The 24,036-nt window shown below is 41.6% G+C and carries 22 protein-coding genes and 1 pseudogene; 11 read left to right on the top strand and 12 right to left on the bottom strand.

Translation table 11 applies throughout. From position 1 onward, the window contains the following. The first annotated feature begins 2 nt into the window (after window positions 1-2). Window positions 3-251, top strand: coding sequence for a hypothetical protein (locus ICL16_RS31600; protein ID WP_190835551.1), 249 nt, complete (start codon window positions 3-5; stop codon window positions 249-251). Here the strand turns inward: ICL16_RS31600 and ICL16_RS31595 are convergent. From ICL16_RS31595 to ICL16_RS31585, 3 genes are all read right to left on the bottom strand, one after another. Next, complete coding sequence (locus ICL16_RS31595) at window positions 244-1,155, bottom strand: DUF1338 domain-containing protein (protein WP_190835550.1); 912 nt, start codon at window positions 1,153-1,155, stop codon at window positions 244-246. The genes ICL16_RS31600 and ICL16_RS31595 overlap by 8 nt on opposite strands. Before the next feature lie 95 nt (window positions 1,156-1,250). Then, window positions 1,251-2,564, bottom strand: a complete 1,314-nt coding sequence (locus tag ICL16_RS31590) for an acetyl ornithine aminotransferase family protein (RefSeq protein WP_190835549.1) — start codon at window positions 2,562-2,564, stop codon at window positions 1,251-1,253. A gap of 136 nt (window positions 2,565-2,700) precedes the next feature. Next, window positions 2,701-4,194: an aldehyde dehydrogenase family protein gene (locus ICL16_RS31585; protein WP_190835548.1), complete on the bottom strand. Its 1,494-nt coding sequence runs from the start codon at window positions 4,192-4,194 to the stop codon at window positions 2,701-2,703. 870 nt (window positions 4,195-5,064) lie between these two features. Here ICL16_RS31585 and ICL16_RS31580 point away from each other — a divergent pair. Beyond that, complete coding sequence (locus ICL16_RS31580; RefSeq protein ID WP_190835547.1) at window positions 5,065-5,649, top strand: peptidoglycan-binding domain-containing protein; 585 nt, start codon at window positions 5,065-5,067, stop codon at window positions 5,647-5,649. Between the two features lie 59 nt (window positions 5,650-5,708). Here the strand turns inward: ICL16_RS31580 and murG are convergent, their stop codons facing one another. Then, window positions 5,709-6,779, bottom strand: coding sequence for an undecaprenyldiphospho-muramoylpentapeptide beta-N-acetylglucosaminyltransferase (murG, locus tag ICL16_RS31575; protein WP_190835546.1), 1,071 nt, complete (start codon window positions 6,777-6,779; stop codon window positions 5,709-5,711). Between the two features lie 80 nt (window positions 6,780-6,859). Between murG and ICL16_RS31570 the strand changes: the two genes are divergently transcribed. The 3 genes from ICL16_RS31570 (at window position 6,860) to ICL16_RS31560 (ending at window position 11,361) form a co-directional block, all read left to right on the top strand. Continuing rightward, a complete protein-coding gene (locus ICL16_RS31570) occupies window positions 6,860-7,690 on the top strand; it encodes a nuclear transport factor 2 family protein (RefSeq protein WP_190835545.1) in 831 nt (276 codons plus the stop codon). A 55-nt stretch (window positions 7,691-7,745) separates the two neighbouring features. Continuing rightward, window positions 7,746-8,513, top strand: a complete 768-nt coding sequence (locus tag ICL16_RS31565) for an SDR family oxidoreductase (protein ID WP_190835585.1) — start codon at window positions 7,746-7,748, stop codon at window positions 8,511-8,513. Window positions 8,514-8,862: 349 nt separating this feature from the next. Further along, the gene (locus tag ICL16_RS31560; RefSeq protein WP_190835544.1) at window positions 8,863-11,361 is read left to right on the top strand and encodes a bifunctional diguanylate cyclase/phosphodiesterase; all 2,499 of its coding nucleotides are present in this window, start codon (window positions 8,863-8,865) and stop codon (window positions 11,359-11,361) included. 133 nt (window positions 11,362-11,494) lie between these two features. On the opposite strand, the gene ICL16_RS31555 is transcribed toward ICL16_RS31560, so the two are convergent. The 4 genes and pseudogenes from ICL16_RS31555 to ICL16_RS31540 all read right to left on the bottom strand — a co-directional run bounded on the left by ICL16_RS31555 (window position 11,495) and on the right by ICL16_RS31540 (window position 14,665). Next, window positions 11,495-13,336, bottom strand: a complete 1,842-nt coding sequence (locus ICL16_RS31555) for a sensor histidine kinase (protein WP_190835543.1) — start codon at window positions 13,334-13,336, stop codon at window positions 11,495-11,497. A gap of 102 nt (window positions 13,337-13,438) precedes the next feature. Next, window positions 13,439-13,648, bottom strand: a pseudogene (locus ICL16_RS31550) (ATP-binding protein); the annotation flags it as partial. 139 nt (window positions 13,649-13,787) lie between these two features. Continuing rightward, window positions 13,788-14,195, bottom strand: coding sequence for a hypothetical protein (locus ICL16_RS31545; RefSeq protein ID WP_190835541.1), 408 nt, complete (start codon window positions 14,193-14,195; stop codon window positions 13,788-13,790). A gap of 23 nt (window positions 14,196-14,218) precedes the next feature. Next, window positions 14,219-14,665 (bottom strand): YajG family lipoprotein, encoded by a 447-nt coding sequence (locus ICL16_RS31540; protein ID WP_190835540.1) that lies wholly within the window; start codon window positions 14,663-14,665, stop codon window positions 14,219-14,221. Window positions 14,666-14,950: 285 nt separating this feature from the next. On the opposite strand from ICL16_RS31540, the gene ICL16_RS31535 reads away from it, so the two are divergent. Then, window positions 14,951-15,607, top strand: a complete 657-nt coding sequence (locus ICL16_RS31535; protein WP_190835539.1) for a DUF1295 domain-containing protein — start codon at window positions 14,951-14,953, stop codon at window positions 15,605-15,607. 102 nt (window positions 15,608-15,709) lie between these two features. On the opposite strand, the gene ICL16_RS31530 is transcribed toward ICL16_RS31535, so the two are convergent. Next, window positions 15,710-16,558, bottom strand: a complete 849-nt coding sequence (locus ICL16_RS31530; protein ID WP_190835538.1) for an acyl-CoA desaturase — start codon at window positions 16,556-16,558, stop codon at window positions 15,710-15,712. A 169-nt stretch (window positions 16,559-16,727) separates the two neighbouring features. Here ICL16_RS31530 and ICL16_RS31525 point away from each other — a divergent pair, with 169 nt between their 5' ends. Further along, window positions 16,728-17,927, top strand: a complete 1,200-nt coding sequence (locus ICL16_RS31525; protein WP_190835537.1) for a TetR family transcriptional regulator — start codon at window positions 16,728-16,730, stop codon at window positions 17,925-17,927. Here the strand turns inward: ICL16_RS31525 and ICL16_RS31520 are convergent. Continuing rightward, complete coding sequence (locus ICL16_RS31520) at window positions 17,902-18,885, bottom strand: Gfo/Idh/MocA family protein (protein ID WP_190835536.1); 984 nt, start codon at window positions 18,883-18,885, stop codon at window positions 17,902-17,904. The genes ICL16_RS31525 and ICL16_RS31520 overlap by 26 nt on opposite strands. A 323-nt stretch (window positions 18,886-19,208) precedes the next feature. Between ICL16_RS31520 and ICL16_RS31515 the strand changes: the two genes are divergently transcribed. Continuing rightward, entirely contained in the window at window positions 19,209-19,508 is a 300-nt protein-coding gene (locus tag ICL16_RS31515) for a ferredoxin (protein WP_190835535.1), read from the top strand. Window positions 19,509-19,592: 84 nt separating this feature from the next. On the opposite strand, the gene ICL16_RS31510 is transcribed toward ICL16_RS31515, so the two are convergent. Continuing rightward, on the bottom strand, window positions 19,593-21,191 hold the full coding sequence (locus ICL16_RS31510; protein ID WP_190835534.1) for a SpoIID/LytB domain-containing protein: 1,599 nt from the start codon (window positions 21,189-21,191) through the stop codon (window positions 19,593-19,595). A gap of 172 nt (window positions 21,192-21,363) precedes the next feature. Between ICL16_RS31510 and ICL16_RS31505 the strand changes: the two genes are divergently transcribed. The 3 genes from ICL16_RS31505 (at window position 21,364) to ICL16_RS31495 (ending at window position 22,840) form a co-directional block, all read left to right on the top strand. Then, window positions 21,364-21,627, top strand: a complete 264-nt coding sequence (locus ICL16_RS31505) for a ParB N-terminal domain-containing protein (RefSeq protein ID WP_190835584.1) — start codon at window positions 21,364-21,366, stop codon at window positions 21,625-21,627. Window positions 21,628-21,711: 84 nt separating this feature from the next. Next, window positions 21,712-22,356 (top strand): nucleotide exchange factor GrpE, encoded by a 645-nt coding sequence (gene grpE, locus ICL16_RS31500; protein ID WP_190835533.1) that lies wholly within the window; start codon window positions 21,712-21,714, stop codon window positions 22,354-22,356. Between the two features lie 151 nt (window positions 22,357-22,507). After that, entirely contained in the window at window positions 22,508-22,840 is a 333-nt protein-coding gene (locus ICL16_RS31495) for an STAS domain-containing protein (RefSeq protein ID WP_190835583.1), read from the top strand. Here ICL16_RS31495 and ICL16_RS31490 read toward each other — a convergent pair. Continuing rightward, window positions 22,837-23,982, bottom strand: a complete 1,146-nt coding sequence (locus ICL16_RS31490) for a PP2C family protein-serine/threonine phosphatase (RefSeq protein WP_190835532.1) — start codon at window positions 23,980-23,982, stop codon at window positions 22,837-22,839. The two genes, ICL16_RS31495 and ICL16_RS31490, sit on opposite strands and share 4 nt — an antisense overlap. Between the last annotated feature and the right edge of the window lie 54 nt (window positions 23,983-24,036).

Below are 24,036 nucleotides of genomic sequence, written 5' to 3'. Positions count from 1 at the left end.
TCTTGCTTAAAAAGACTATTGAAGAAGATTCAAATCTGTCTACTGAAGACAAGGTTGAAGCTTTAGAGCAAATAAAAATTATTGCAGAAGCAAGGATCAATCTTCAAGATTCTACACGTTATAAGATGGCAAATAGATCGATCATGATTTTGAAAGGAATGACAGTTGATTTGCCGCCAAATTCAAAATTTGTAGTAGCTTCTATGGAGTTATTGCCACGAATTACAGAAGCTTTACTTTCTGCTACTTAGATACCCGTGTCATTTCAAATAACTGTTGAGCATTCTTACCCAAAAAACCATCAAAAAGTACTTGTTTACCAGGTTCTACTTCTACCATATAGCGCTGGGCAATTTCATAATAAGCGTAAGTCCAAGGGATTTGAATTTCTGCACCAGTAGAATCATCTAATACCGTGACAATTTCCGTCACTGCTTGCGTTGCCGTTTGCCGCAAACCACAGTTAACATCCCCTTCAATTTCTGCTTTCATCGGTACACTCAGCTTAGCTAAACCACAGGCAGTAGTTTCTATATCTGGGTATTCAGGAGTATTTTGACTATTGACGTAGCCCGTGAAGTGATTGACAGAGAAACCGTGCAGCAAAACCCATGCACCATATTGAGTATATTTATTAACTTCTTCTAAAATGGATTGTCGAGGAGGTTGCCAAGGGCGGCTAAAGATTTTATGGAGTTCTTTAGTCAAACGTTTAGCGTCAGTCTTAAATGTATGTAAAATTGCGGAGATATTGAGTAAATTTTCGCCTGCTACTGTTTGATGGATAAGTTGAGCGATCGCATCTGGCAATTCATCTACAATTAACTCACTAATAAACAACTTGGGCAAGTCAAATTTCTCCTGCTGCGGATGACGATAGTGACGGGCAAAAAGATGAGTTTCAGCAAAAGTATACTCCCCAACCGCCTCATAACCAAAAGATAAAGCAAGTTGCCCCAGGTACTCAATCCCCAAATTAACCTTACCCTGTGGACTATCCACCATCATACGTAAAGACCGAAAAGCAATATGATCGTTCTTCACACAGCCACCCGCACCTACAATCATTTGCTCATAGGTGTGAGCGTAACTTACCCTAGCAGTGTAATCTTGCCAAAGCAATGAGAAAAGGTGACGGGCGATTTCGGGGTTCATATGATTTCTATTGTTGCCACAAGACTAATATAACCTCACACAAATACGCTGTAGAGACGCGAAATTTCGCGTCTCTACATTAGCGTGAGGTTTTTTCACATATTGTTGAAAATATCTGATATAATATCTAGGGCAATTTGAATTTGGTCACTATCAATTACCAAAGGTGGACAAAAGCGAATTGCAGCTTTACCGCAACCAAGCAGCAATAAACCGCGCAAGAAAGCTTCTTTGATCAGGCGATCGCGTAACTTACCCTCATTATCTAATATATCTACCGCCACCATCAAGCCTTTACCACGGGGTGGCGAAAGAGGAAATTGTTGAGATAAGCGAAGCAAACCAGCTTGTAATAATTCGCCCATCTCAGTAGCGTTTGCCATCAAACCACTTTCCAGTAGTTGCAAAGTCGCAATACCCGCAGCACAAGCAACAGGATTACCGCCGAAAGTGGTAGCATGAGAACCGGGTTGCCAAGTCATCAATTCAGGACGAGAGAGAATTGCTCCTAAAGGTAGTCCACTAGCGATCCCTTTAGCAGTAGTAATGATATCAGGCATCACACCCCAATGCTCAATCGCAAACAAACGCCCAGTGCGCCCCATCCCAGATTGTACTTCATCAACAACCATCAAAATGCCGTGGCGATCGCATATATCTCTGATGCGCTGTAAAAACCCATCCTCCGGCACAATATAACCGCCCTCCCCTTGAATTGGCTCAACTACAATCGCCGCCACCTCATTAGGTGGTAAAGTAGTAGAAAAAAGTTGTTGCTCCAAATAATCCAAACCAGAGTGAGTACCGTAGGGAACATGCGTCACCCCTGGTAACAAAGGACCAAACTTAGCTCTTTGCACAGTTTTAGAACCAGTCAAAGACATCGCCCCATAAGTGCGTCCGTGAAATGCTCCCAAAAAAGCCACAATCAGAGAACGTCCAGTATAATACCTAGCCAGCTTAATTGCCCCCTCATTAGACTCCGCCCCAGAATTAGTAAAAAACACCCTTGCACCATCAGGAAAAGGAACACGCAAAGCCAACATCTCCGCCAAATCCACCATTGGCTCATAGTAAAAATCAGTTCCCGACATATGCAGCAAATTACCAGCTTGAGCTTGAATAGCCTGCACAACATCAGGATGCGCGTGCCCAGTAGCAGTAACAGCAATACCCGCCGTCAGATCCAAAAACACATTACCATCCACATCCTCCACCATACAACCCTCACCACGAGCCACCACCAAAGGATAGTCACGAGTATAAGAAGGAGAAGTCACAGCGTGATCGCGTTTCACTATATCACGAGCCAATGGTCCAGGCAACGAAGTTACAATCCGAGGCACACGAGGCAAAGAAAGTTGAGATTTAGGAATGCCGATTTTGGATTGACGCAGGTCTAGTACCATAAAAGCGAAGTAGTATAAAACATACTTTTTCTATTCCCATAAACTTACGACTACCAAAAAACTAAAACTGTATATTACACATCCAAATTTTCGATAAATTTACAGGTATCTTCTTCTTGGCGCTCTTGGCGGTTTATCACTCCCGATTATCAATCTGCGCACGCTGCAAACTCCCCGAAAAATCAACATACACAGCCTTCCACTCCGTAAAAACATCGATTGCTCCACCAGCCTCACGATGCCCATTACCAGTTTGCTTAACACCACCAAAAGGCAAATGCACCTCAGCACCAATCGTCGGACCATTAATATAAGTAATACCAGCCTCAATATCGCGCATAGCAGCAAAAGCACGACTCACATCACGAGTATAAATCGAAGAAGAAAGACCAAAAGGCGTATCATTAAGGATAGCGATCGCCTCCTCAAAAGAGCCTACCTCAATCAAAACCACAACAGGACCAAAAATTTCCTCACGCGCCACCCGCATCTGCGGAGTTACATCATCAAGAATAGTTGGGTGAAAAAAGAAACCGTGTTGCAAATCCCCCTCACTTGCCACCGCTCCCCCCAATAAAACCTTTGCGCCTTCCTCCCGCCCAATCTCCACATACCTACTTACACGCTCAAGTTGAGAAGCATTTACCAATGGTCCCACATCAGTATTAGGATCAGTACCAGCACCCAAACGTAACTTACCAGTACGCTCCTTCAGCATATGAGTAAACTTCTCTTTAATATCGCGGTGCAAAATCAGACGACTAGTAGCAGTACATCGTTGCCCAGAAGTACCAAAAGCACCCCAAACAGCACCTTCAAGAGCTAGTTCCAAATCGGCATCTTCCATCACAATTTGGGCATTTTTGCCACCCATCTCCAAACAAACACGTTTGTGAGTACGCCCACAAGTTGCCCCAACAAAAGCACCAGTTTCCGACGAACCTGTAAAAGACACCAAATCAACATTACTGTGTTCAACTAAAGCTTTCCCTGCCTCTTCGCCCAAACCATGTACTAAGTTAACCACTCCTTTTGGCAAACCCGCAGCGTGAAAAATCTCAATTAGTTTAGTTGCACAAGCTGGGGTATCTTCAGATGGTTTAAGGATCACAGTATTACCACAAACTAATGCCGGCATAGCTTTCCAACAAGGAATCGCCACTGGGAAATTCCACGGAGTAATCAAAGCGCAAACTCCAATTGGCATCCGCATCGTCATGGCAAACTTATTGGGCATTTCTGAAGGAGTAGTTTGCCCGAATAATCGCCGCCCTTCTCCTGCACTGTAATAAGCGCAATCAATCCCTTCTTGTACATCTCCCCGTGCTTCTGCCAGGGGTTTACCCATTTCCCGACTCATCAACTGAGCAAGTTCTTCTTTATGCTGGAGTAAAAGTTCACCAACGCGAAAGATGTATTCTGCCCTTGCTGGGGCGGGAACGAGTCGCCAAGTACGGTAAGCTTGACGAGCGGCAGCTATGGCAGCATCAACATCAGCAGTTGCGGAGCGAGGGAAGGTAGCAACTATTTCACGGCTATTAGCGGGGTTGCTGCTGGGCAAAGTTTCTGCCGATACCGCACTCAACCATTCACCTGCAATGTAATTTTGACAAGTTAGCGGAATGGTCATAATCAAAACCCCAGTTTAAGATACACTGCAACGTTTGTTTGCACTAGTTTCTCTTGACTGTTCTGCTTTCGTCAAGCCATAGCAGTTGTCATTTGCGCTAAATTTGCTGAAAAATTAAATTATTTTCATCCAGTTAACAATCTTCAATATTTAATAGTAATTTAGTCATAGTAACGACATCAATACAAAGTCTTTAGTGTGCCAGATGGAAGGATGTAGATGTTCTCCATTACAAACCTTTACAAATACTTTTTTTAAAGTAAAGATTAGTTGCATTCTTAAATACTAACATTTGGGATGTTAATTTAGTAATTGAAGCTAAAAAGCTTCAAAGGCAGAGTCAACAGCCTTAAGTAAATAATTTAAATTAAGCTGTCTAGGTAAAGAAGCTGTTTTGCCATTGCGTTCTGTGCTCACTCTTCTTAAGTGATAGAGAAAAGAAAGCGATCGTATTATATTCGAGGTGATAGTGATGGTAGGAATGTTTATATTTTTAGGCTTTTGCTTTTTTTGGCTAATTGGTTTATCGCTTTTAGCAGAAATTTGGTTGGATGAAGAAGAACAGCGTTTAGAGTAAATCTATTCTTCAAGTTGCTGTTTAATTTTATGAATCAACTCTTCATCGCTTAAAGACTCTTTCCAGTTATGATTGAGTTCGAGTCGCACCGACTTAGCACCACCGCTGGGAGTGCAGACAACCCAGTACTGCGCTTTGCTGCTTGGATTGCGCGTAGTTTGTCAAACTGGCATGTCCGAAAAATTTTCAATTTTTATACTTGTGCGTCCGGAATGGGTAAATTCAAAAGTGATTTTAAGTATGTAAAACAAAACATGAAGTTCAATTAGCAACTTTTCAAGACAGGACAAACTATGAACGCTACTTCTGTTGTACTTAAGGAAGGCTCAAAAGGTGCGGAAGTCACCAAGCTACAAGAAGGTTTGAAAAAACTCAATTTTTACTCAGGTATTGTTGACGGCATTTTTGGAGCAAAAACGAAAGAAGCTGTCATTAACTTTCAAAAGTCACAACAACTAGTTGCTGATGGTATTGTAGGGGAGAAAACTTGGTCTAAATTAAACACGGCATTACAAAAAATTGATCCACGAGCAGATTTTCAGGCAATTGATGTACAAGAATTTATCTCTTCTCACCGGATTAGAGTTTCTACTCCAAAGGCAGTAGCTGTACAATTGTTTCGTCATGAGGAAGACGAAGAAGAGGGAAGATTTTCTGAGGAAATTTCAGTTGAATATCCTGAAGGATTTCCTTTTGCAGAAACAGCTACAATCTTACACACTATTGTAGGTTTGGCTGATGATTCAGTGCGTGGAATAAGATATCGGATCGAATTGAAACGCAAGCAAAATAAATGGGAAATTATTTGGGTAGGTGAACAATACAAGTGTCAACCAGGTAGAGGACATCAAGACTGGTCTAGCGTTCTTTGTTCATAGTAGATTTGATTGTGCAGTATTATGCTGCACATGATAATTTGACATTAGTTCAATCCCGGTTAGTGTAACACCTCACGTACTAACTGCGCCAACTTCTCGGCACTATCAGGAAGTGCGATCGCCTGTGCCGCCTCTCCCATCTTACGTAATTCTACGGTTGATTGTAATAAACTCAATACCTTATCTTGCAACACCTGGTTTGTTAACTCGGACTGTTGAAACAACAACGCCGCACCTACCGAAGTAAAAACCTTAGCATTGTATGTTTGATGATCTTCGGCGGCAAACGGGTAAGGGATCAAAATTGCTGGAGTTCCACACACAGCCAACTCCGTCAAACTACCAGCGCCAGAACGACTAATCGCTAAATTAGATCTGCGCAACAATGCCGCCATGTTATTGTAAAATGGTAGCGCTATATACTGCGGATGTTTTAAACTATCCGCATCAGGATCTCTATCCCCAGTTAGATGCACAACCCAAGCACCTGCCTCAAACCAAGCTGTAGCGGACTCGCGTACCAACTTATTAATACCAACAGCCCCCTGACTACCACCAAATACCACAATCAAGGGAACACCTTCAGGAATCGGCAAATCTAGGGATGCTTCAATTCCTGCTGCCAAAAATTCCGAACGTACTGGAGTACCCGTATAAACTGTTTTAGCGCCCTTTAAGTATGAAGCTGCTACCTCAAATCCCACCGCCACTGCATTACACCAAGGACCAAAAAAACGTGTTACTTTACCAGGTAAAGCGTTGGACTCGTGGAGAATTACAGGTAAACCTAAAGAACGTGCGGCAATTATAGCAGGACTTGCTATATAACCCCCAGTTGTAAATACCCCTTGAAATTTTCCTTGTTGGAGGAGTTTTCTAACTTTGAGAATCGAACCGATTAGTCCCCCCAAAACGCGCAAAGATGAAAGTCCCAATTTTTGCTGGAACCCCTCAACTGCAATAGTATTCAATGGATACTGCTGGGGAACAAGCTGAGTTTCTAGTCGATTGGGGACACCAAGCCATTCTATTTGATAATCTGGCAATTTTTCCGCCAGTGCGATCGCCGGAAATAAGTGTCCACCAGTACCACTAGCAGCTATTAATAATCGTATCGGAGCGTGTGTCATCAAGCCTCTACCCTATCAGCACCTAGATTAACTAAGATAAAACAAATTCTTACCAACTGTCGCCAAATTGCCACTCAACAATGTCTAACCTTACTACCTTACTACTAAGACACGTACCAAAGCCCAACAGCTTTCTCATTTTATTGTGCCTCACAATTGGTTTAGTCAATGTGGATCAAGCTCAAGCCAAGACACCACAGCAATTAGCTCAAACTAATACCACAACAACTATACCCGCCGATTTGAGAAACTTGTTGGCACAAGTTGATGCAGCAGCAAGCCAAAGAAATGTCAAAGGGGTGTTGCAGTTCTACGCCAACAATTTTACTCATGGAGATGGATTAAATCTCCAGACAATGGAAAAAGCCCTCATTTCACTGTGGCAGCGCTATCCCCAATTGAAGTACAACACACAAGTACAATCCTGGAAGTCTGAAGGCAACGCGATTATTGCCGACACAGTAACTAATATAACTGGTTCACCCTCTCCTAAGAGTAATAACTTGGCGATGAACGCTAGTATTACATCGCGTCAGCGCATTGTTGGCGGAAAAATTGTCCGCCAAGACATTATATCTGAACGTACACAACTTACCTCAGGAAATAAACCACCCCAAATTGAACTCAAGTTACCAACTCAAGTAAAAGTCGGTCAACAGTATAATTTTGATGCGATCGTTCAAGAGCCACTAGGTGAAGATTACATACTAGGAGCAGCTCTAGAAGAACCAATTCAAGCAAACAAATATCTTAACCCCACACCTGTGGAGCTAGAATTACTTACATCTGGTGGACTTTTTAAGGAGGGACGCGCACCAGCTACTCCTGGCAATCAATGGGTTTCCGCCGTAATCATGCGCGGAGATGGTATGACCATGATAACTCAAAGGATGCAAGTTGTGAGTAAATAATTTCTAGTAGAGACGTTCCATGAAACGTCTCTACACATTTCACGATCAATTAAAAATGATTTCAATTCAAAACAAAATTGTCTTGATTACTGGTGCAAGTAGTGGTATTGGCGAAGCTTGCACGAAAATATTTGCTCATGCGGGCGCAAAATTGATTTTAGCGGCACGACGTTTGGAACGTTTGCAGCAGATGGTAGAGACGTTGCCTGCAAAGTCTCTACAGGTACATTTGCTACAACTAGATGTGCGCGATCGCACTGCTGTCGAATCTGCCATCAACAATCTACCCCCCGCTTGGTCTAACATTGATATCCTAATTAACAACGCTGGTTTGAGTCGTGGTTTAGATAAACTCCACGAAGGGGAAATTCAAGACTGGGAGGAAATGATTGATACAAACATTAAGGGTTTACTTTATCTTACCCGTTATGTTGTACCGGGAATGGTTGCTCGTGGAAAAGGTCATGTAGTTAATATCGGTTCAATTGCTGGACATCAAACTTATCCTGGTGGTAATGTTTACTGCGGGACTAAAGCTGCTGTCAAATCCATAACCGAAGGCTTGAAACAAGATTTGTTAGGAACCCCCGTGCGCGTAACTTCCGTTGACCCTGGTATGGTGGAAACAGAATTTAGTCAGGTACGTTTTCATGGTGACACTGAACGTGCTAAAAAAGTTTACCAAGGAGTAACTCCTCTCACCCCAGATGATGTAGCAGATGTCATATTTTTCTGCGTCACGCGATCGCCCCACGTTAATATCAACGAAGTTATACTCATGCCAGTTGACCAAGCTAGTGCAACCTTGGTTAATAGACATTAGACATCTCCGAAAATTGCGTAGAGACTTCGTCCAATCGCGTCTCTACAAAGGTTTTTGGGTAACGCATAGTTCTTTTGGTGGAGTAGCCGATGTTGTCTTTTTTCGCGTCACGCGATCGCCTCACGCTAATATCAATAAAGTTATATTTCTGAAAAACCCGAGGTAATAATGCTTACAATAAGCCATGAAGCAAATAACCTCTTAATAACTAACTAAAATACAGCAAAAAACCTTCTATTTAGTTTTGACTGGCTTTTTCTGCGAGCGTCTGTTAATTTGGATGGGATAATAACGCCTAAAACTTCTTGTGGTAAACAGCAGGTAGATAAGTTGCAATTAAGACAAGATAATGCTAGACATCATCACAAACTTCTTTAGCTCGGAAAATTTTATCCCTCATGGACACTGCTACCTCTGGAAACCAGGGCTGGTTAGGCTTCATATCCTATCAGACTCCCTAACTGCTGTTGCCTACTACTCGATTCCGCTGACACTGTTCTACTTTGTTCGCAAACGACAAGACTTACCATTTAACAGGATGTTTTTGCTGTTTGCCAGCTTTATTACTGCTTGTGGCACGACGCATTTGCTAGAGGTGTGGACGCTGTGGCATCCAGTTTACTGGCTGACAGGGGCAGTGAAAGCATTTACTGCTCTAGTTTCTGTTTATACAGCAAGTGTCTTGGTATCGCTAATACCAAAGGCATTGACTTTCCCAAGCCGAACTGAACTCGAAGCAGTTAACCAACAGTTGAAGCGTGAGATTAGTGAGCGTAAGCAAGCAGAAATTGCCTTGCAAAAAAGCGAGATTCGCTACCGTGCTATTGTTGAGGATCAGACTGAACTCATCGCTCGGTATTTACCAGATGGGACACTTACTTTTGTCAACCAAGCTTATGCGCTTTATTTTGGATACTCCCCAGAAGAACTGATTGGCAGCCGTTATCAACCAATTATATTTGAGGCAGATCGGGAGCGAGTTGCTCAATCAGTAGCTTCAATGAGTGCTGATAATCCCGTTGTGATTGTTGAAAACCGCGTGGTTTTTGGAGATAAGGTGTGTTGGACTCAGTGGCATAACCGGATGCTGTTTGACAACCAAGGAAACTTTATAGAATATCAATCAGTGGGACGCGATATTACAGCTCTCAAGGAAACTGAAGAAACACTTTTTCAAGAAAAAGAATTAGCTCAGGTGACGTTACAATCGATTGGAGATGCGGTCATCACGACAGATGCGATCACGAGGATTACATACCTCAACCCAATTGCAGAAACTTTGACAGGCTATAACCAAGCAACCGCAAAAGGATTACCGTTAGTAGAAGTTTTTAAAATTGTGCATGAAACGACGCGAGAGCCAGTTAATAACCCGATTGAGCAAGCGTTGCGGGAAAACAGAATTATCGATTTAGCAAACCACACCATCTTAATTGCTCGCAATGGGCAGGAAATTGCGATTGAAGATTCAGCAGCGCCAATTCGCAATCGTGAGGGACAAACCATTGGTGCGGTGATGGTGTTTCATGACGTGACTCAGAACCGCACGCTTTCGCGCCAGCTATCCTGGCAAGCTAGCCACGATACCTTAACTGGATTGGTAAATCGCCGGGAGTTTGAGCGACTGCTCGAAGAAGCATTGCGCCAAGCCAAGTTAAACTCTCAAACTCATGTGTTGTGCTATCTAGATATTGATCGCTTCAAAATTGTGAATGATACTTGTGGTCACGTGGCAGGAGACGAATTACTGCGTCAAATTACCGTTTTATTGAAGGAGAAAATCCGGAAAAGTGATACACTGGCACGGTTAGGAGGTGATGAATTTGGCTTATTGCTCAATCAGTGTATGCCGGAACAAGCTTTACGAATTACCAATGAGTTGCGTGAGTGTGTTCAAGACTATCGGTTTTTTTGGCGAGCGCAGGTATTCACAGTTGGAGTAAGTATTGGCTTAGTCGGTATCGACGCGAATAGTGGGAGCTTGACAGAGATGATCAGCATGGCTGACGCTGCTTGCTATACTGCCAAGAACCAGGGACGCAATCGCGTGTACGTTGCTCGGACTGACGACGTTGCGCGACTGCAACAGCGCGGAGGGATGAATTGGGTTAGTCGCATTACTCAAGCCTTGGAAAATGATTGGTTTTGTCTCTATGCTCAACCAATTGCCGCCATCACTCCCGATGCTCAAAACGTCAAGCATTATGAAGTGCTGCTGCGGCTCTGGGATGAGCAGGGAAATTTAGTGCCGCCGATGACGTTTATTCCAACTGCAGAGCGCTACAACTTGATGCACCTGATCGATCAGTGGGTGATTCGGACTCTGTTTAAAAATTGGTCAACAGTCGTTGGCGATGAACAAAGCATTTATGCGATTAACCTTTCTAGTTCTAGCATCAATGATGATCGGTTCATTGACTTCTTGTATGAGCAGTTTGCCCTACACTCCATCCCACCCGATCGCATTTGCTTTGAGATTACCGAAACCTTGGCAAACGCCAACCTAATAAAAGCCAGACACTTGATTCATGAACTTCGACAGATAGGCTGTTGCTTCGCGTTGGACGATTTTGGGGCGGGGATGTCGTCGTTTATGTATCTCAAGTCTTTGCCTGTGGATTACCTCAAAATTGACGGGAGTTTTATTCGTAATATTGTCGAAAATTCTGTAGATAATGCTATTGTGGGTGCGATCGCGCAAATTGCTAATGTAATGGGTATTCAAACGATCGCTGAGTTTGTGGAAAATGATGCAATTTTAGAGCGAATCACAGCATTAGGGATTAATTACGCACAAGGCTATGGCATTGCGGCACTTTTCCCATTGATAGCTAATGAACTGGCTTGAAGACAAGCAATTGAAACCGATTTTCAAATCAAACATTATTAAACCTCCCCAGAAATTAAACGTGCATAACTAATCCTTGTAGAGACTTTTCATGGAAAGTCTCTACATTATTTTTTACTATCTTCTTTTTGCACTATTCAGTCTTCGCTTTCATAGGAAGCACAATTGAGAATTCAGTTCCTTTTCCCAAAATAGAATTTACTTCAATCATACCTGTGTGTTGTTCGACAACAAGTTGATAAGCAATTGCTAATCCCAATCCTGTTCCTTTACCTACAGGTTTTGTAGTAAAGAATGGGTCAAATATTCGCTGTTTATTTTCTTCGATAATACCAATTCCATTATCAGCAATAGATATATTAATCCATTCTTTGTCCTTAGTAAATGTCCTAAGTGTAATTGAAAGTGCAGATTGATTTGACTCGTGCAAAGCATCAATAGCGTTAGTCAAAATATTCATAAATACTTGATTTATTTGTCCTGCATAACATCCTACTAAAGGTAAGTTACCGTATTCTTTAATAATATTAATTTCTGGTTTAGTGGGTGTGGCTTGCAAGCGACTGTTCAAAATCATGAGTGTATTTTCTAATCCTTCATGAATGTCTACAAATTTCATATCTGCTTCATCAAGACGTGCAAAATTGCGGAGAGACAACACAATTTGACGGATGCGAGTAGTTCCTTCCCTCATAGAATTTATAAGATGAGGTAAATCTTTTATCAGAAATTCAATATCAAGTTCTTCTATTTGATAGTTAATTTGGGGTGTAGGATTGGTATAGGTTTGTTGATATAGTTCTAGCAAATTGAGGATGCCCTCACTGTATTCTTTGACATGAGTGAGGTTGCCATGAATGAAGCTGATTGGATTATTGATTTCGTGAGCCACCCCAGCCACCAGTTGTCCTAAGCTAGACATTTTTTCTGTTTGCAGGAGTCGAGCCTGGGTACGCTGTAGTTCTTTCAAAGTTACGGTAAGTTGCTGTGCCTGCTGGCTAGAACTGAGGGCGTGATCGCAAATTTTTTCATACATTTGTACCTGTCTCCATGCCCCAATCAGCGCTACTATCAGCAAGCTCCCCAGCACCACCGCCAATACGTTTAGCGCCTGCAAAGGTGATTCAATATTTTCTCGTGGCACAACTATTGCCACGGACCAATTTGCTTCTTTCAGCGGGGTATAGGCAATATAATTCCACTTGCCATCAAGTTGCAGTAATTCAATATTTGTTTGCCCAGACACCATCTGTTGCGTAATTGCTGCTAACTTGGGATTGGCGGATTTTAAAAAACTGTCTGCTGGTTTTTCGGGTGAGCCAATGAGGTTCTGATTTGGATGAGCAATGGGAACTCCTTGAGAGTTGAGTGCAAAGGCATAGCTGTCTTTACCTTGATGCAAATTACTAATTACTTCCACTACTTTGTCAATTGGAATTCCTCCCATTAACACACCTGCCAGACTTGTACCTGTAGCAGCAGGAATTGGTGAACTGATCTGAATCTGTAGCTTTTTTGTTGTTCGTCCAATTATCGGATCGCTGGTGCTTGTTTCGCCTGCTATACCACGTTGGAAAAATTCCCGATCTTTGGCGTTTAGGCGACTACCTTCAGTATTAATCAAAGTACCATCAGTTTTTACTACTGCCATTAACAAAAATGTTTGTAACCTTTTCACCTCAGATTGTAAGTAAGGGTTAATAACATCCCAATCAATTGATCTTGCTAGTGGAGAATTTGCTAGGGTCTTGATTTCTGTCTTCCGCAGGGCTAACCATTGATCGATCTCATCCCGACCTTGTTCCGCTTTTAACAGCGCTTGTTGTTTCAGGCTCTGTAAGAGCAACTCCTTGAGAACGTTGTAACTGGTAATTGTAGTTGCTCCAATCCCAATAGACAAGGTAATAACAATAATCAACAGCAACAGCGATCGCCTCTTCAATTGTGACAGAAAAATTTTAGCGTTATTAGACATTAAGTAAACCTGAATAATTTTAATTATGTAGTAAAAATAAAACTAACTAGTTAAATTATTGACCATTTATCGATTACTTATTAACAGACTTCATACTGGTAATTAACTAATTTGCGCTACCACAGGCAATGTAATTAAAAATTCTGTTACCTGTCCCACAATTGATTTAACTTCAATGCTTCCTCCGTGCCTTTCAACCACTATTTGACGTGCGATCGTCAGTCCTAATCCTGTGCCTTTGCCAACGGCTTTTGTTGTAAATAAATGGTCAAAAACTTTTTGTTGAACTGACTCTACCATTCCCTTACCGTGATATGGCTCCTTTTACAGTCCTAAGCTACGGAGAGCGGGCGTGCATTGTGCCTCACACCCAAGGTCATTTTTGCCCAACTATTTTTAAGATGCCCACCTCATCTGTCAGATGAACAGTTGCTGGCATTACAGTTCCTGCTTATGGGGTTAGTCCAAGGGTAGCGCGGTAAGCTGCACGTTGGGACTCACGCCCAGCCGCGTTGGTAATCTGTTCCCATCCCTGTTCAATCTGCTGCATTGCCTGCTCGGTTGTAATTTTGTTCACTAAGAACTTAGATAAAACGGCATCAAGAACTTCAAATTGATATTGTTGATTATGGGGAATAGTCAAACTCAAAACCATATTGGGACTATTCAAGCTGACGCCTTTCGCTCCAAGATAGTTGTTGGCTGCTTCAGACGACATCCCAGATTTAATCCAGGGATCTGAGTTTTTAAATTGCGAAATTCGGTAGGGGTTGAAGCCCGTTGCTCCAATCGTCACATCAATATTAGAGTGAGCGGGTTGACTTATGTAAGAGAAAAACGCATAGGCGGCATCCTTCACTTTTGGTGTTGCCTTGGCATGAATTACACCTGTCCAACCGATATTGGCGGCGTAGGGTGCGTGATTGACACCATCAATGGCGTAAGGACAGGTAAAACAATCGCCATGTCGTACTTTGAAGCACTGCTAGACCAGTTCTTTTGCAGTATGTTGTATAAATTTTTAAAAGGAACGCCCGTCAGATTGACCTTCGCTCCAGTCAAGGCTTCAAACCCAGCAATCCATTTCTTAGTACCTGTATGAACGGTTTCATCTTGGGTAATGACGTTAATTGTTACACCGTCAAAGTGTTGAGCGAAAGTTGTGGCCTGGGAAGTTGTTTGTGTCGGAGGTGATACAGTTGGAGTATTGGGAGTAAAGAATTTACAGCCGGGAGCCGCGATGCTGAGCCATAATGCCGTTAGCAGCACAAGCCAATACTTGAGCCGTTTCATATCAGAACACAAGCGTTGCCATAATGAGACATTCATATGTGATATGCTTTGTAAGTTAATGTTAGACTAATAACTATTGCTGAATCCCCACAATTTACAGACTTATTGTTCCCAGATAAATAAAGTTATTAATAAATAATTACAAAAATTTACATAAGAACTTCAATAAAAAATTCTGTACCAACACCTTGAACAGAGTAAAAACTCAATTTACCACCGTGGGTTTCCTCAAAATCAATGAGGTTATACTAATGCCAGTTGACCAAGCTAGTGCAACCTTGGTTAATCGGCATTAAAATCAAAAACGTAAGCTTTGCCATTATGCAAAATACTGTTAACGCTGAAAAAACTGGTTTGACAGCACTTACAGCAATAAATACCGCAAAAATTCTCACAATTGTTTCCTTGGTAGCTTTATCTGTTGTCTTCGGCATTCAAGATATGCGACAAGTAATTTATCTGTGTTTGCATATCGGCTATTGTACTTGGTGGCTGCTGGAACAGTGGTTATTTCCCCAGAGAAGACAGATATTTAGTGAGTCGGTAGGACTTTTTGGCTTTATTTCAACGCTTTTGTTCGTTGGCTTTTTGTACGCTCTACCAGGATACCTTGCATTTACTAACCCTGTTCCCATATCCATGACTGCAGTAGCTATAGCGCTACCACTATACACTTTTGGTACTTTGATTAATGCGACTGCTGATGTGCAAAAGCTAACCGCTAAGCAGTTTGGTACAGGGCTAGTTCGTGACGGAATCTGGCGCTTTTCCCGTAATATTAACTACTTTGGTGATTTGCTGCGATACACAAGTTTTAGTGTTGTAGCTGGTTCGCTTTGGGCTTATGTCGTTCCCCTAGCTGTAACTCTTATCTACCTTCAACGCATCTCTCAAAAAGAACAGGCTATGTCAGCTAAGTACCAGGATTATCCTGAGTATCAGCAATCTAGCACTCGGTTAATTCCGTTTATTTGGTAGCGGATTAAAATTTGGGTGTAGGTGAATCGAAATATTAATGCGTAAAAATCACGATTTTGTAGAGACGCCCCGGCGGGGCGTCTCTACAGTGATTGGGATTAACTAAATTTGTGCTTTTAATGTTGATGGCATAACCACTTTTTTGGCTAAGCCTAGTGTTTGTAGGATTCTAATTGCCCACCAAGTCATATCCACTTCCCACCACTGCAATCCGGCTTTTGCCACATTGGGATGAGCATGATGATTGTTGTGCCAGCCTTCTCCGTAAGTTAAGATTGCTGCCCACCACAAATTACGTGAGTTGTCGTTTAATTGAAAGTGACGATAGCCGCGCAGGTGAGTGGCAGAGTTAATTAACCAAGTGCTGTGCCAAAGTAATACTGCTCTGAGAAAGATTCCGTAGACGATAAAAGACCATCCACCTAAAGCATATAGTATAATGCCAACAGGAATTTGTAGTAGTAAGAAATTGCGATCCAGCCAACGGTAGTATAAATCGCGCTCTAAATCGGGAGCAAATTTTTTGTACATTTCGCGATCAAAAAACTCGGCACGTGGGTAGAAAATCCACAGCATGTGGCTCCACCAAAAACCACGTCGGGCAGAGTAGGGATCTTTATCTTCGTCTTCTGTATGAGCGTGATGCAGTCGATGCCCTGCTACCCAAAAGATTGGTCCCCCTTGCATGGCGAGCGCTCCGATTGTGGCGATCGCATATTCTAACCATTTCGGCACTTGAAAACTGCGGTGAGTTAAAAGTCGGTGGTATCCTAAACAAATACCAATGCTACCAAACAGCCAGTGTAGGAATATTGTGATTCCTAAAGCCGACCAAGAAAAACACCAGGGTGCAAGCAAACACACTGCGTGAAATGTACCAAAAAATGCCACGTTAATCCAGCTCAGAGCCAGTGGCTGCTTACCAACAGCCGCAACTGAGTTTGTAGTCATAAATATTTCCTTTGAGGTGATTGTGAGAAACAGCCGTCAGTCGTCAGCCGTCAGCAGTTAGCATTTAGCCATCAGCTAAAGTAAGAATAGAAGATGCAAGTGCTACTTACATTACCTAGCATAGCAGTGATAAAATTTAATTGCAAGTGTTACTTGCATTTTTGGAGTTATGTCTGGTCAAATTATTTCCACTCGACAGCGACTGCTGGGTGCAGCTATGTCGTTATTCGCCGCTCACGGAGTCACAGAGACGACAACCAAGGAAATTGCCGAATTAGCGAAAGTTAATGAAGTAACGCTATTTCGACATTTTGGTAACAAGCAAGGATTACTGTTGGCGGTAATTTCCGAATCGCCAGTATTTCAAGAACTGGGTGAATCTTTAAAAATCCAAGCAAGTCAAACTACCACTGTCTACCAAGCACTCAAAGATTATTGCTCAGATCGCTTACATGCGCTAGAACAAGTTCCAGAATTGGTGCGCTCTGTGGTAGGTGAGGCGGGATCTTACCCGGTAGAAAATCGTCAAGCCCTGGGACGAAGTTTAACGCAAGTCAACCATTATGTTACCGACTATTTAGCTACAGTTATGGAGCGTGAGCAACTACATACGTATTTACCACCCCAAAAGCTAGCCAGTTTACTCAATAGTATGTTAATAGGGTATGCTGTGATTGAATTTACTAGTGAATTTCACGAACTTTGGCATGATCGAGATGAGTTTTTAGAAAACTTAGTGGCATTGTTTTTAAACAAAGTCACAAATACAAATAATGAGTCTATTACTACAGAGAAGATAATAGATTTACCGAGCAATACAGTTCATTTAATTCTACAAAGAGCAAAAAAATCAGGACTGAGAGATTATGCCCTGATGTACATTTTGTTTGGAGCAGGTTTATCATCAAAAGAAATTGTCAATTTAGAGCGATCGCATCAAATCATCAACACCAACCAGCATTTATTGCAAATCACGACAGATGACATTCGACAAGTACCAATTAATCAGTGGATCATGGGTAAACGGTATGGCTCTTACACTCGTAATCCATTAACTCAATGGCTAAAAAGTCGTAAAGATGATCAATCAGCATTATTTCTTAATGGTAACGGAATGCCAATATCAGAGGTAGAAATACAAGAATGTTGGCTCTTATTAACAAAAGGATTATTGACACCTGAAGGATTACAACCTGTGATTGAACAAGCTCAACAGACATGGTGTGTAGAAATGTTAATGAAGGGAATGAATTTGGAAGATATGAGTATAATTACAGGCTGGAATTTAACTAAATTACAACCTTATGCACGTAGAGCTAGGGAAAAATCAGCTTTAGAGCAAGCTATTCGTTTGGATCAAAAGTCTTAGTGTCCACAATTTCTGTAACTCCTGTCTCGGTGGAACGCTTTGCGGCATCTGCAACTCTAAGGGTGTATAAACTTTCCTCTGGGGTAATGTATAATGGAGTGCCATCAATGAGATGGTCTAGCACCATAGTAGTATCTTTGGCAAACAAACCCCGTCGAGTACCTACTTCAATGGGCTTTGTTTCCCCGGAGTGAACTAAAACTCCGTTGTCGCCATCAAAAATTAGTCCACCGTTTTCGCCATGCACTTCAAATTTACGTTCTGCTTGCCACAAAGTTTCGCCTTTACCGTAAACTACTTCTGCTAGCAGTCCATTGGTAAAGTTTAATTGAGTAGTACAAAAATAGCTTTGGTAATATTCTTGATCTGTCTGCCAAAATCGGTTGTGACAGTTAACACTTGAAACACTACCAAATAAATCTACTAAACGATGTAATCTTGACAGCGCCCCGATTAAAGGAAAGCCGAACAGCTCTTGATTGTAAGTCCATTTGCGGGGTGCGGGGTGTTGGGGATTGATGGTGCTGTAGCGAGCATAGAATACGTGACCTATTTGTGATAAGTTTTGTTTTAAAGCTTGATGTAGTCCACCTAATATTTCTAGGTGTTCAACGTGGAGGAGTTTTTTCTTTACTTTTGAGAGTGCGATTAGTTCAATGGCTTCTGGTACGTCTAAAGATAGGGGATATTCTACAACAACATGTTTACCAGCTTGTAAGGCAAGACGGGCGAGCGCACCATGATCTCGATTTACATTGCTAACGATTACCAAATCCACATCAAAATCTACTAGTTGTGATGTGGAACTCATTGCCTGCGCTTGATAGTTGTTGGCAAAAGCTGCTGTTTTTTCTGGTGTATTACCAACAACTGCTACCAGATGCGATCGCTCATCTTGTTGTAATGCTTCTGCCCGTAGCTTTGCTACATAACCCGTACCTACTAAGCCTACTCGCATAAGCGCGTTTCTTTTCAAAAGTATGCTCATTATACACCTGAGTATACTAAAGTGTTTTTTGAATACTTCATAATTTATGAGTTTAACTATAAATTTCTTTAACAACGATGTGAGTAGTTGCTGTAAAATATAAGTAAATCTTATCTGTAATAACTAACTAAATCTCATTACTAATCGGGTTCAATTTCCAGTTACATCGTTTTATTTTTCTCGTAGTATCAGAAGTGAAGCAAATTTGAACGAGCGGCTAATCCCAGGAGATTGGCTGCCAACTTTGCTTTAGGATAACTTATAATGTTTGTCTGCCAAGAGAGGATAACTAAATGGCTACTTTCAAAGTGACTCTAGTCAACGAAGCTGAAGGGCTAAACCAAACAATTGACGTTGAGGATGATACTTATATTCTAGACGCTGCTGAAGAAGCTGGTCTGGATCTGCCTTACTCTTGTCGCGCTGGTGCTTGTTCCACCTGTGCAGGTAAACTCGTATCAGGTTCTGTTGACCAATCTGACCAATCATTCTTAGATGACGATCAGATGGAAGCTGGATACGTACTCACCTGTGTTGCTTATCCAACCTCTGACGTCACCATCGAAACCCATAAAGAAGAAGAACTTTACTAAACCAGCAAAGGAAACATCTCTTACCAGAGAAATCTTTTATTTAGTTCAGAAGTTAGCAGTTTGTAGTTAACTGCTAACTTTTACTTAGCTAGTTTGTTTAATTTCGTTGTTAAGAATTTGAATTTGGGTGTCAGGATAGTAGAATTGGAGAATTTTTGGACTTGACCAACCTAGTTTAGCTAAGTTTTGCGCACCAGTTTGACTCAAACCAACTCCGTGTCCTAAACCACCACCAACAAAGGCATACCCCCACAGGCTAGATTCGCCTTTGTTCAAAGCTTGCAAGTAAAAAAGAGTACTTCTAGGAGCAGCAAAGGCACTACGAACTTCGTCTTTATACAGAGAAAATGTGCCGATGTCAGTTTTGACATCAAGTTTGAGAATACGTCCACTTTTACTTCGCTGTGCTACTTTGATATCTTTTATGTATCTAAATTTAGCAAAAGGACTATTTTTTACCTTCAGAAATTTCTGCAAACCCTTGGTAATATCTGGTAGGCTGGTTTCTTTACGCCAACGAAATAATTGTTGTTCGCTTTCGTTAAAGCCTTTTTGCAGATTGATAAACTGCTCAAAGTTATTTTCATCTGCTAAATTCTGCCGAGATAAATTCCATAGAGTAGTACTTGGAGTATCGACTAAAGGGCGTAAATACGCTCTATCTTCGCCATTCCAGACATCGCTAAAGGAAGCTAAGATACCACCAGTGGTAGAAGAATAAAGGGCGTCTACTAACTCGTTTTGATAGGTTAGTACCATCCCTTTTGTGGCAGAGATCGCCCGATCTGTGCTGGGACTTACTCCATTTAGTCCATAATAAACTTGGCAATGAGTGTCAGCACACAACTGATAGTTATCGATCGCAAATCTACGTACATTGCGTAAAGCATAGGTTCGGGCAATTATTGCCTGTGCTTCTAGGGCTGCTGTTGGTGCTGATGTGCCAATTTCATAAGGTACTACTCCGCGCAAATAAGTTTCTAAAGACACTTCGTTGACTAGAGTATAGCTACCGTAAGCGTTGGGCTGTACGGACATCCTACCTCCGTAGAGACGAGCTTTTTGCGGTTTTTCACTTTCGTTCACCTTAATCAAGTTTTTACCGCTGCTAATTTCTAGATTTTTGCGGCTGTAACGTTTACCATCTACTACCAAAGTAGGTTGTGGTATCTGCCGGAGAATTTGAGTATCAACGAAGGCAGTTTTGTTACCTGCTTTTTGCACTGTCTGCAATAGCAAGCGTCTGAGCAAGGGGGTATTGTAAACAGAACGTTTTGCCCAAACTTGCCAACGCTCGGGCTGGGCTATTTCTACTTCGATCCCCAGCGAACGCCAGTTTTTGGCGCTGTCTTCAGCGGTTTCAAAAGTGCGGTAGATTCCCAGCACCACCCGCTCGGATACTACTGGTTTGGGTAAAGCTTGCATCATAATTTCTAGCTTTACCGGGTTGGCTGTGACTAAGGTTTGATCTCGATTGCCGTTTTTAAATTTTAGCTTGAGGCGATCGCCACTACTGGGTTCTAGTTGCAGCTTTTCTTTGGGTTGATCCCCAAATCGCTGCACAATCCCAATCCTTAGTTCCACATCATGGATTTTGTCGGTTGTTGCTGACGCACCTGTTAGCCCTAATAAACAAAATGTCGTCAGTACTGTGTAATAAATACGCCAGAGCCAGATTTTCATGGAACTTGATCTGCCTTCAGGTGCTGTTTTCTTAGTGGATGATAAATTCTCTTTGTAGTGTAGCGAGTTTGTGAGATTAGTTACCTGTAAATCTCATCTATTTTACAAAATGTTGCAGTACAAAGTCATAACGATTATGATTTAGATAGAGAAGTAAGACATTACATAGATAATTATGAGAGTACAAGAAATCCCCTTGAATCAAATTAAGCGACCGTTGCCACGGCAGAACGACCAAAAGAAAGTACAAGCTTTAATGGAATCGATTGCCCAAATCGGTCAACTTGAACCGATTGATGTTTTAGAGGTAGATGGCAATTATTACGGATTTTCCGGATGTCATCGCTTTGAAGCCTGTCAGCGTTTAGGCAAAGAAACAATCTTAGCTAGAGTTCGTAAAGCGCCCATGAGTGTACTGAAGATGCATTTAGCGTGAAAATAGGTAATAGCTAATGGCTAATAGTTAATGGCTAATGGAACAATTAGCAATTAGCTATTCCCCATTCCCCAAGTACCTACCATGTCCGAAAATGATTTCACGTCGTTGTTGCGAGAGTTGATGCAACGAGTGGGTGTTTCTAGTTTTAATGCTTTGAGCCGCGCCGCTGGGATATCAGAGCGTCAGCTAAAGCGGTTACGACGGGGAGAAGTTGAGCAGATGCGGGTAGATGTGCTGCTTAAATTGTCACATGTGTTACAGGTTTCATTAAGTGAATTAGTGACGACTTTTTCTGCTACTTCTTCTGATATTATGGGCAAGGAGCTTGAAGAGGTACAAATAGCAGAGCTAAAAAAAGAGTATGAAAGATTACAATTACAACTAAACAATCAGCAGCAAGAATTGCGGCAAGATTTCCAGCAGTCGAGTTTGCAATTGCTCGAGTCATTGTTATTGCAGTTTCCCACAGCAGCCTATAAAGCAAAAGAAAATCCACAACTACCTGCAGTGAATATAGTACCCTTGGTAGAAAAACCTTTGTCTAGACTATTGGAGCAGTGGGGGGTGGAGGCGATCGCCTCTGTGGGAGCATCCATACCTTACGATCCTCGGCTACACCAACTGATGGAAGGAAATGCACAACCAGGCGAAATTGTCAAGGTGCGTTACATTGGTTATTGCCAAGGAGAAAAGTTACTCTACAGAGCCAAAGTAAGTACTAAATGACAAATTGCCTGTTGGTGTTGAGAAAGAGAGCAAAATTGGGAATACTGAAAGTAGTGGACACAAGTCTACTCATTTTTTTCATGAATTATGATCGTTATAGACAACCAATGTCCGAACATAATTAACAAACAACTACAGTAGTTGAGATATGATGACACAAAGCGTGAAAGTTGTTCAACCTAATGGCAGTTTGGTTGCCGCCACCTCACAAGAGTTTCGGCAAAAAATTACTGAATTGGTAGAAGGAGATGGTGGTGCAAAAATAGTGTTAGTTGATTTTCAAGACGTGACATTTATGGATAGTTCGGGTTTAGGGGCTTTGGTATTAGCATTCAAAGCACTAAGGGCAGCAGACAGAAAGCTAGTGGTGTGCTCTATTAATGAGCAAGTCAGAATATTATTTGAACTGACGGGAATGGATAAAGTTTTTGAGATATTTCCTAACCAAGATGAGTTTAATCAAATGGTACTATCAAAAAATTAATCAAATTTAATTTGGATTATAGATAAATCATCATCAAAAGCCTCTTTGGAGTTTAATGCCATGAGGTGATTCAATACCAAGTCAAGTTGCTCATCAACTTGATAATCTATATTGATCAGCATCTCAATAAAAGCATCCAAATTCCAAAGTGTGCCATCTAATTGAGTAAGTTCATAAACTCCATCACTAAAAATATAAAGAGTGCTATTTTCTTGAATATGACAAAACTCGTCAGTGTATTTTGTCTGAGGGAACATCCCAACTGGTAAACCTGGTGTTCTCAAACGTTGGACTGTAGTAATGTTTGAAGATGTACCAGATAATAACACAGCTGGTGGATGACCTGCACTAGCATAAATTAACTGGCGCTTGACTCGATTATAAACTCCATACCAAATAGTAAAGTACTTATCGTTTTGATAATTCATTTGGAAGGTGTCATTTAAAGCCGCAAGTACATCACTTGGTTGATAGTAATTCAAACCTTTGAGCGCATGTGAACGAAGTATATTTAGTACGGAAATAGAGGGGAGAGTAGCTCTCAACCCATGCCCAGCCGTATCTAGCAAATAAATTGCTAGATAATTAGGATCTAACCAGTAATAATCAAAACAATCACCCCCTAATTGCCGTGAAGGAATAAATCGGAAGTTGATGCTGAGGGGTTGTTTCATTACAGGCGGGAGAAGAGAACATACATATTCTGCCGCTTCTGCCAATTCTGCTTCTAAAATTTGTTTTTGCGTTTGCAAATCTCTGGTTAATTGGTGGAGGCGCAATCCTGCTCTTACCCGCGCTTGTAATTCATTTTGTTCTATAGGTTTGGTGATAAAATCATCAGCACCAGCATCTAGCCCCTTGACGCGATCAGCTACTGAATCTAAAGATGTTAATAAAATAAAAAAAGTCGTGGATAAATTGGGATCTGCTTTGATATATTGGCATACTTCCAGTCCATTCAATCCTGGCATAATCCAATCACAAATAATTAGTGCTGGATGGCAAGCAATTGCCTGAGCAATACCCTCAGTGCCATTGCTGGCGGCAATTACCTGGTAACCCTGTCTTTCCAGCATCCTTTTCAACAGAATTTTTACTGCCGGATCATCATCAATTATTAAAATTTGAAAAGCATTGTTCATCAGTTATTACTTATTTGTCAAAACAAGTAAACAGTAAAAAGAATTTGTTAACTT

This window comes from Iningainema tapete BLCC-T55 (assembly GCF_014698965.1).
GTDB lineage: Bacteria > Cyanobacteriota > Cyanobacteriia > Cyanobacteriales > Nostocaceae > Iningainema > Iningainema tapete.
Note: the sequence above shows the minus strand (reverse complement) of the source record. Positions and strands in the feature narration are given on the sequence as shown.

What these genes read in the sequence shown, in the direction of transcription:
- murG (WP_190835546.1), bottom strand. Translation starts at nt 6,779, where the DNA reads ATGACACACGCTCCGATACGATTATTAATAGCTGCTAGTGGTACTGGT.
- ICL16_RS31495 (WP_190835583.1), top strand. Translation starts at nt 22,508, where the DNA reads ATGACACAAAGCGTGAAAGTTGTTCAACCTAATGGCAGTTTGGTTGCC.
- ICL16_RS31585 (WP_190835548.1), bottom strand. Translation starts at nt 4,194, where the DNA reads ATGACCATTCCGCTAACTTGTCAAAATTACATTGCAGGTGAATGGTTG.
- ICL16_RS31590 (WP_190835549.1), bottom strand. Translation starts at nt 2,564, where the DNA reads ATGGTACTAGACCTGCGTCAATCCAAAATCGGCATTCCTAAATCTCAA.
- ICL16_RS31580 (WP_190835547.1), top strand. Translation starts at nt 5,065, where the DNA reads ATGAACGCTACTTCTGTTGTACTTAAGGAAGGCTCAAAAGGTGCGGAA.
- ICL16_RS31490 (WP_190835532.1), bottom strand. Translation starts at nt 23,982, where the DNA reads ATGAACAATGCTTTTCAAATTTTAATAATTGATGATGATCCGGCAGTA.
- ICL16_RS31535 (WP_190835539.1), top strand. Translation starts at nt 14,951, where the DNA reads ATGCAAAATACTGTTAACGCTGAAAAAACTGGTTTGACAGCACTTACA.
- ICL16_RS31555 (WP_190835543.1), bottom strand. Translation starts at nt 13,336, where the DNA reads ATGTCTAATAACGCTAAAATTTTTCTGTCACAATTGAAGAGGCGATCG.
- ICL16_RS31530 (WP_190835538.1), bottom strand. Translation starts at nt 16,558, where the DNA reads ATGACTACAAACTCAGTTGCGGCTGTTGGTAAGCAGCCACTGGCTCTG.
- ICL16_RS31540 (WP_190835540.1), bottom strand. Translation starts at nt 14,665, where the DNA reads ATGAATGTCTCATTATGGCAACGCTTGTGTTCTGATATGAAACGGCTC.
- ICL16_RS31520 (WP_190835536.1), bottom strand. Translation starts at nt 18,885, where the DNA reads ATGCGAGTAGGCTTAGTAGGTACGGGTTATGTAGCAAAGCTACGGGCA.
- ICL16_RS31510 (WP_190835534.1), bottom strand. Translation starts at nt 21,191, where the DNA reads ATGAAAATCTGGCTCTGGCGTATTTATTACACAGTACTGACGACATTT.
- ICL16_RS31525 (WP_190835537.1), top strand. Translation starts at nt 16,728, where the DNA reads ATGTCTGGTCAAATTATTTCCACTCGACAGCGACTGCTGGGTGCAGCT.
- ICL16_RS31560 (WP_190835544.1), top strand. Translation starts at nt 8,863, where the DNA reads ATGCTAGACATCATCACAAACTTCTTTAGCTCGGAAAATTTTATCCCT.
- ICL16_RS31570 (WP_190835545.1), top strand. Translation starts at nt 6,860, where the DNA reads ATGTCTAACCTTACTACCTTACTACTAAGACACGTACCAAAGCCCAAC.
- ICL16_RS31515 (WP_190835535.1), top strand. Translation starts at nt 19,209, where the DNA reads ATGGCTACTTTCAAAGTGACTCTAGTCAACGAAGCTGAAGGGCTAAAC.
- ICL16_RS31565 (WP_190835585.1), top strand. Translation starts at nt 7,746, where the DNA reads ATGATTTCAATTCAAAACAAAATTGTCTTGATTACTGGTGCAAGTAGT.
- grpE (WP_190835533.1), top strand. Translation starts at nt 21,712, where the DNA reads ATGTCCGAAAATGATTTCACGTCGTTGTTGCGAGAGTTGATGCAACGA.
- ICL16_RS31595 (WP_190835550.1), bottom strand. Translation starts at nt 1,155, where the DNA reads ATGAACCCCGAAATCGCCCGTCACCTTTTCTCATTGCTTTGGCAAGAT.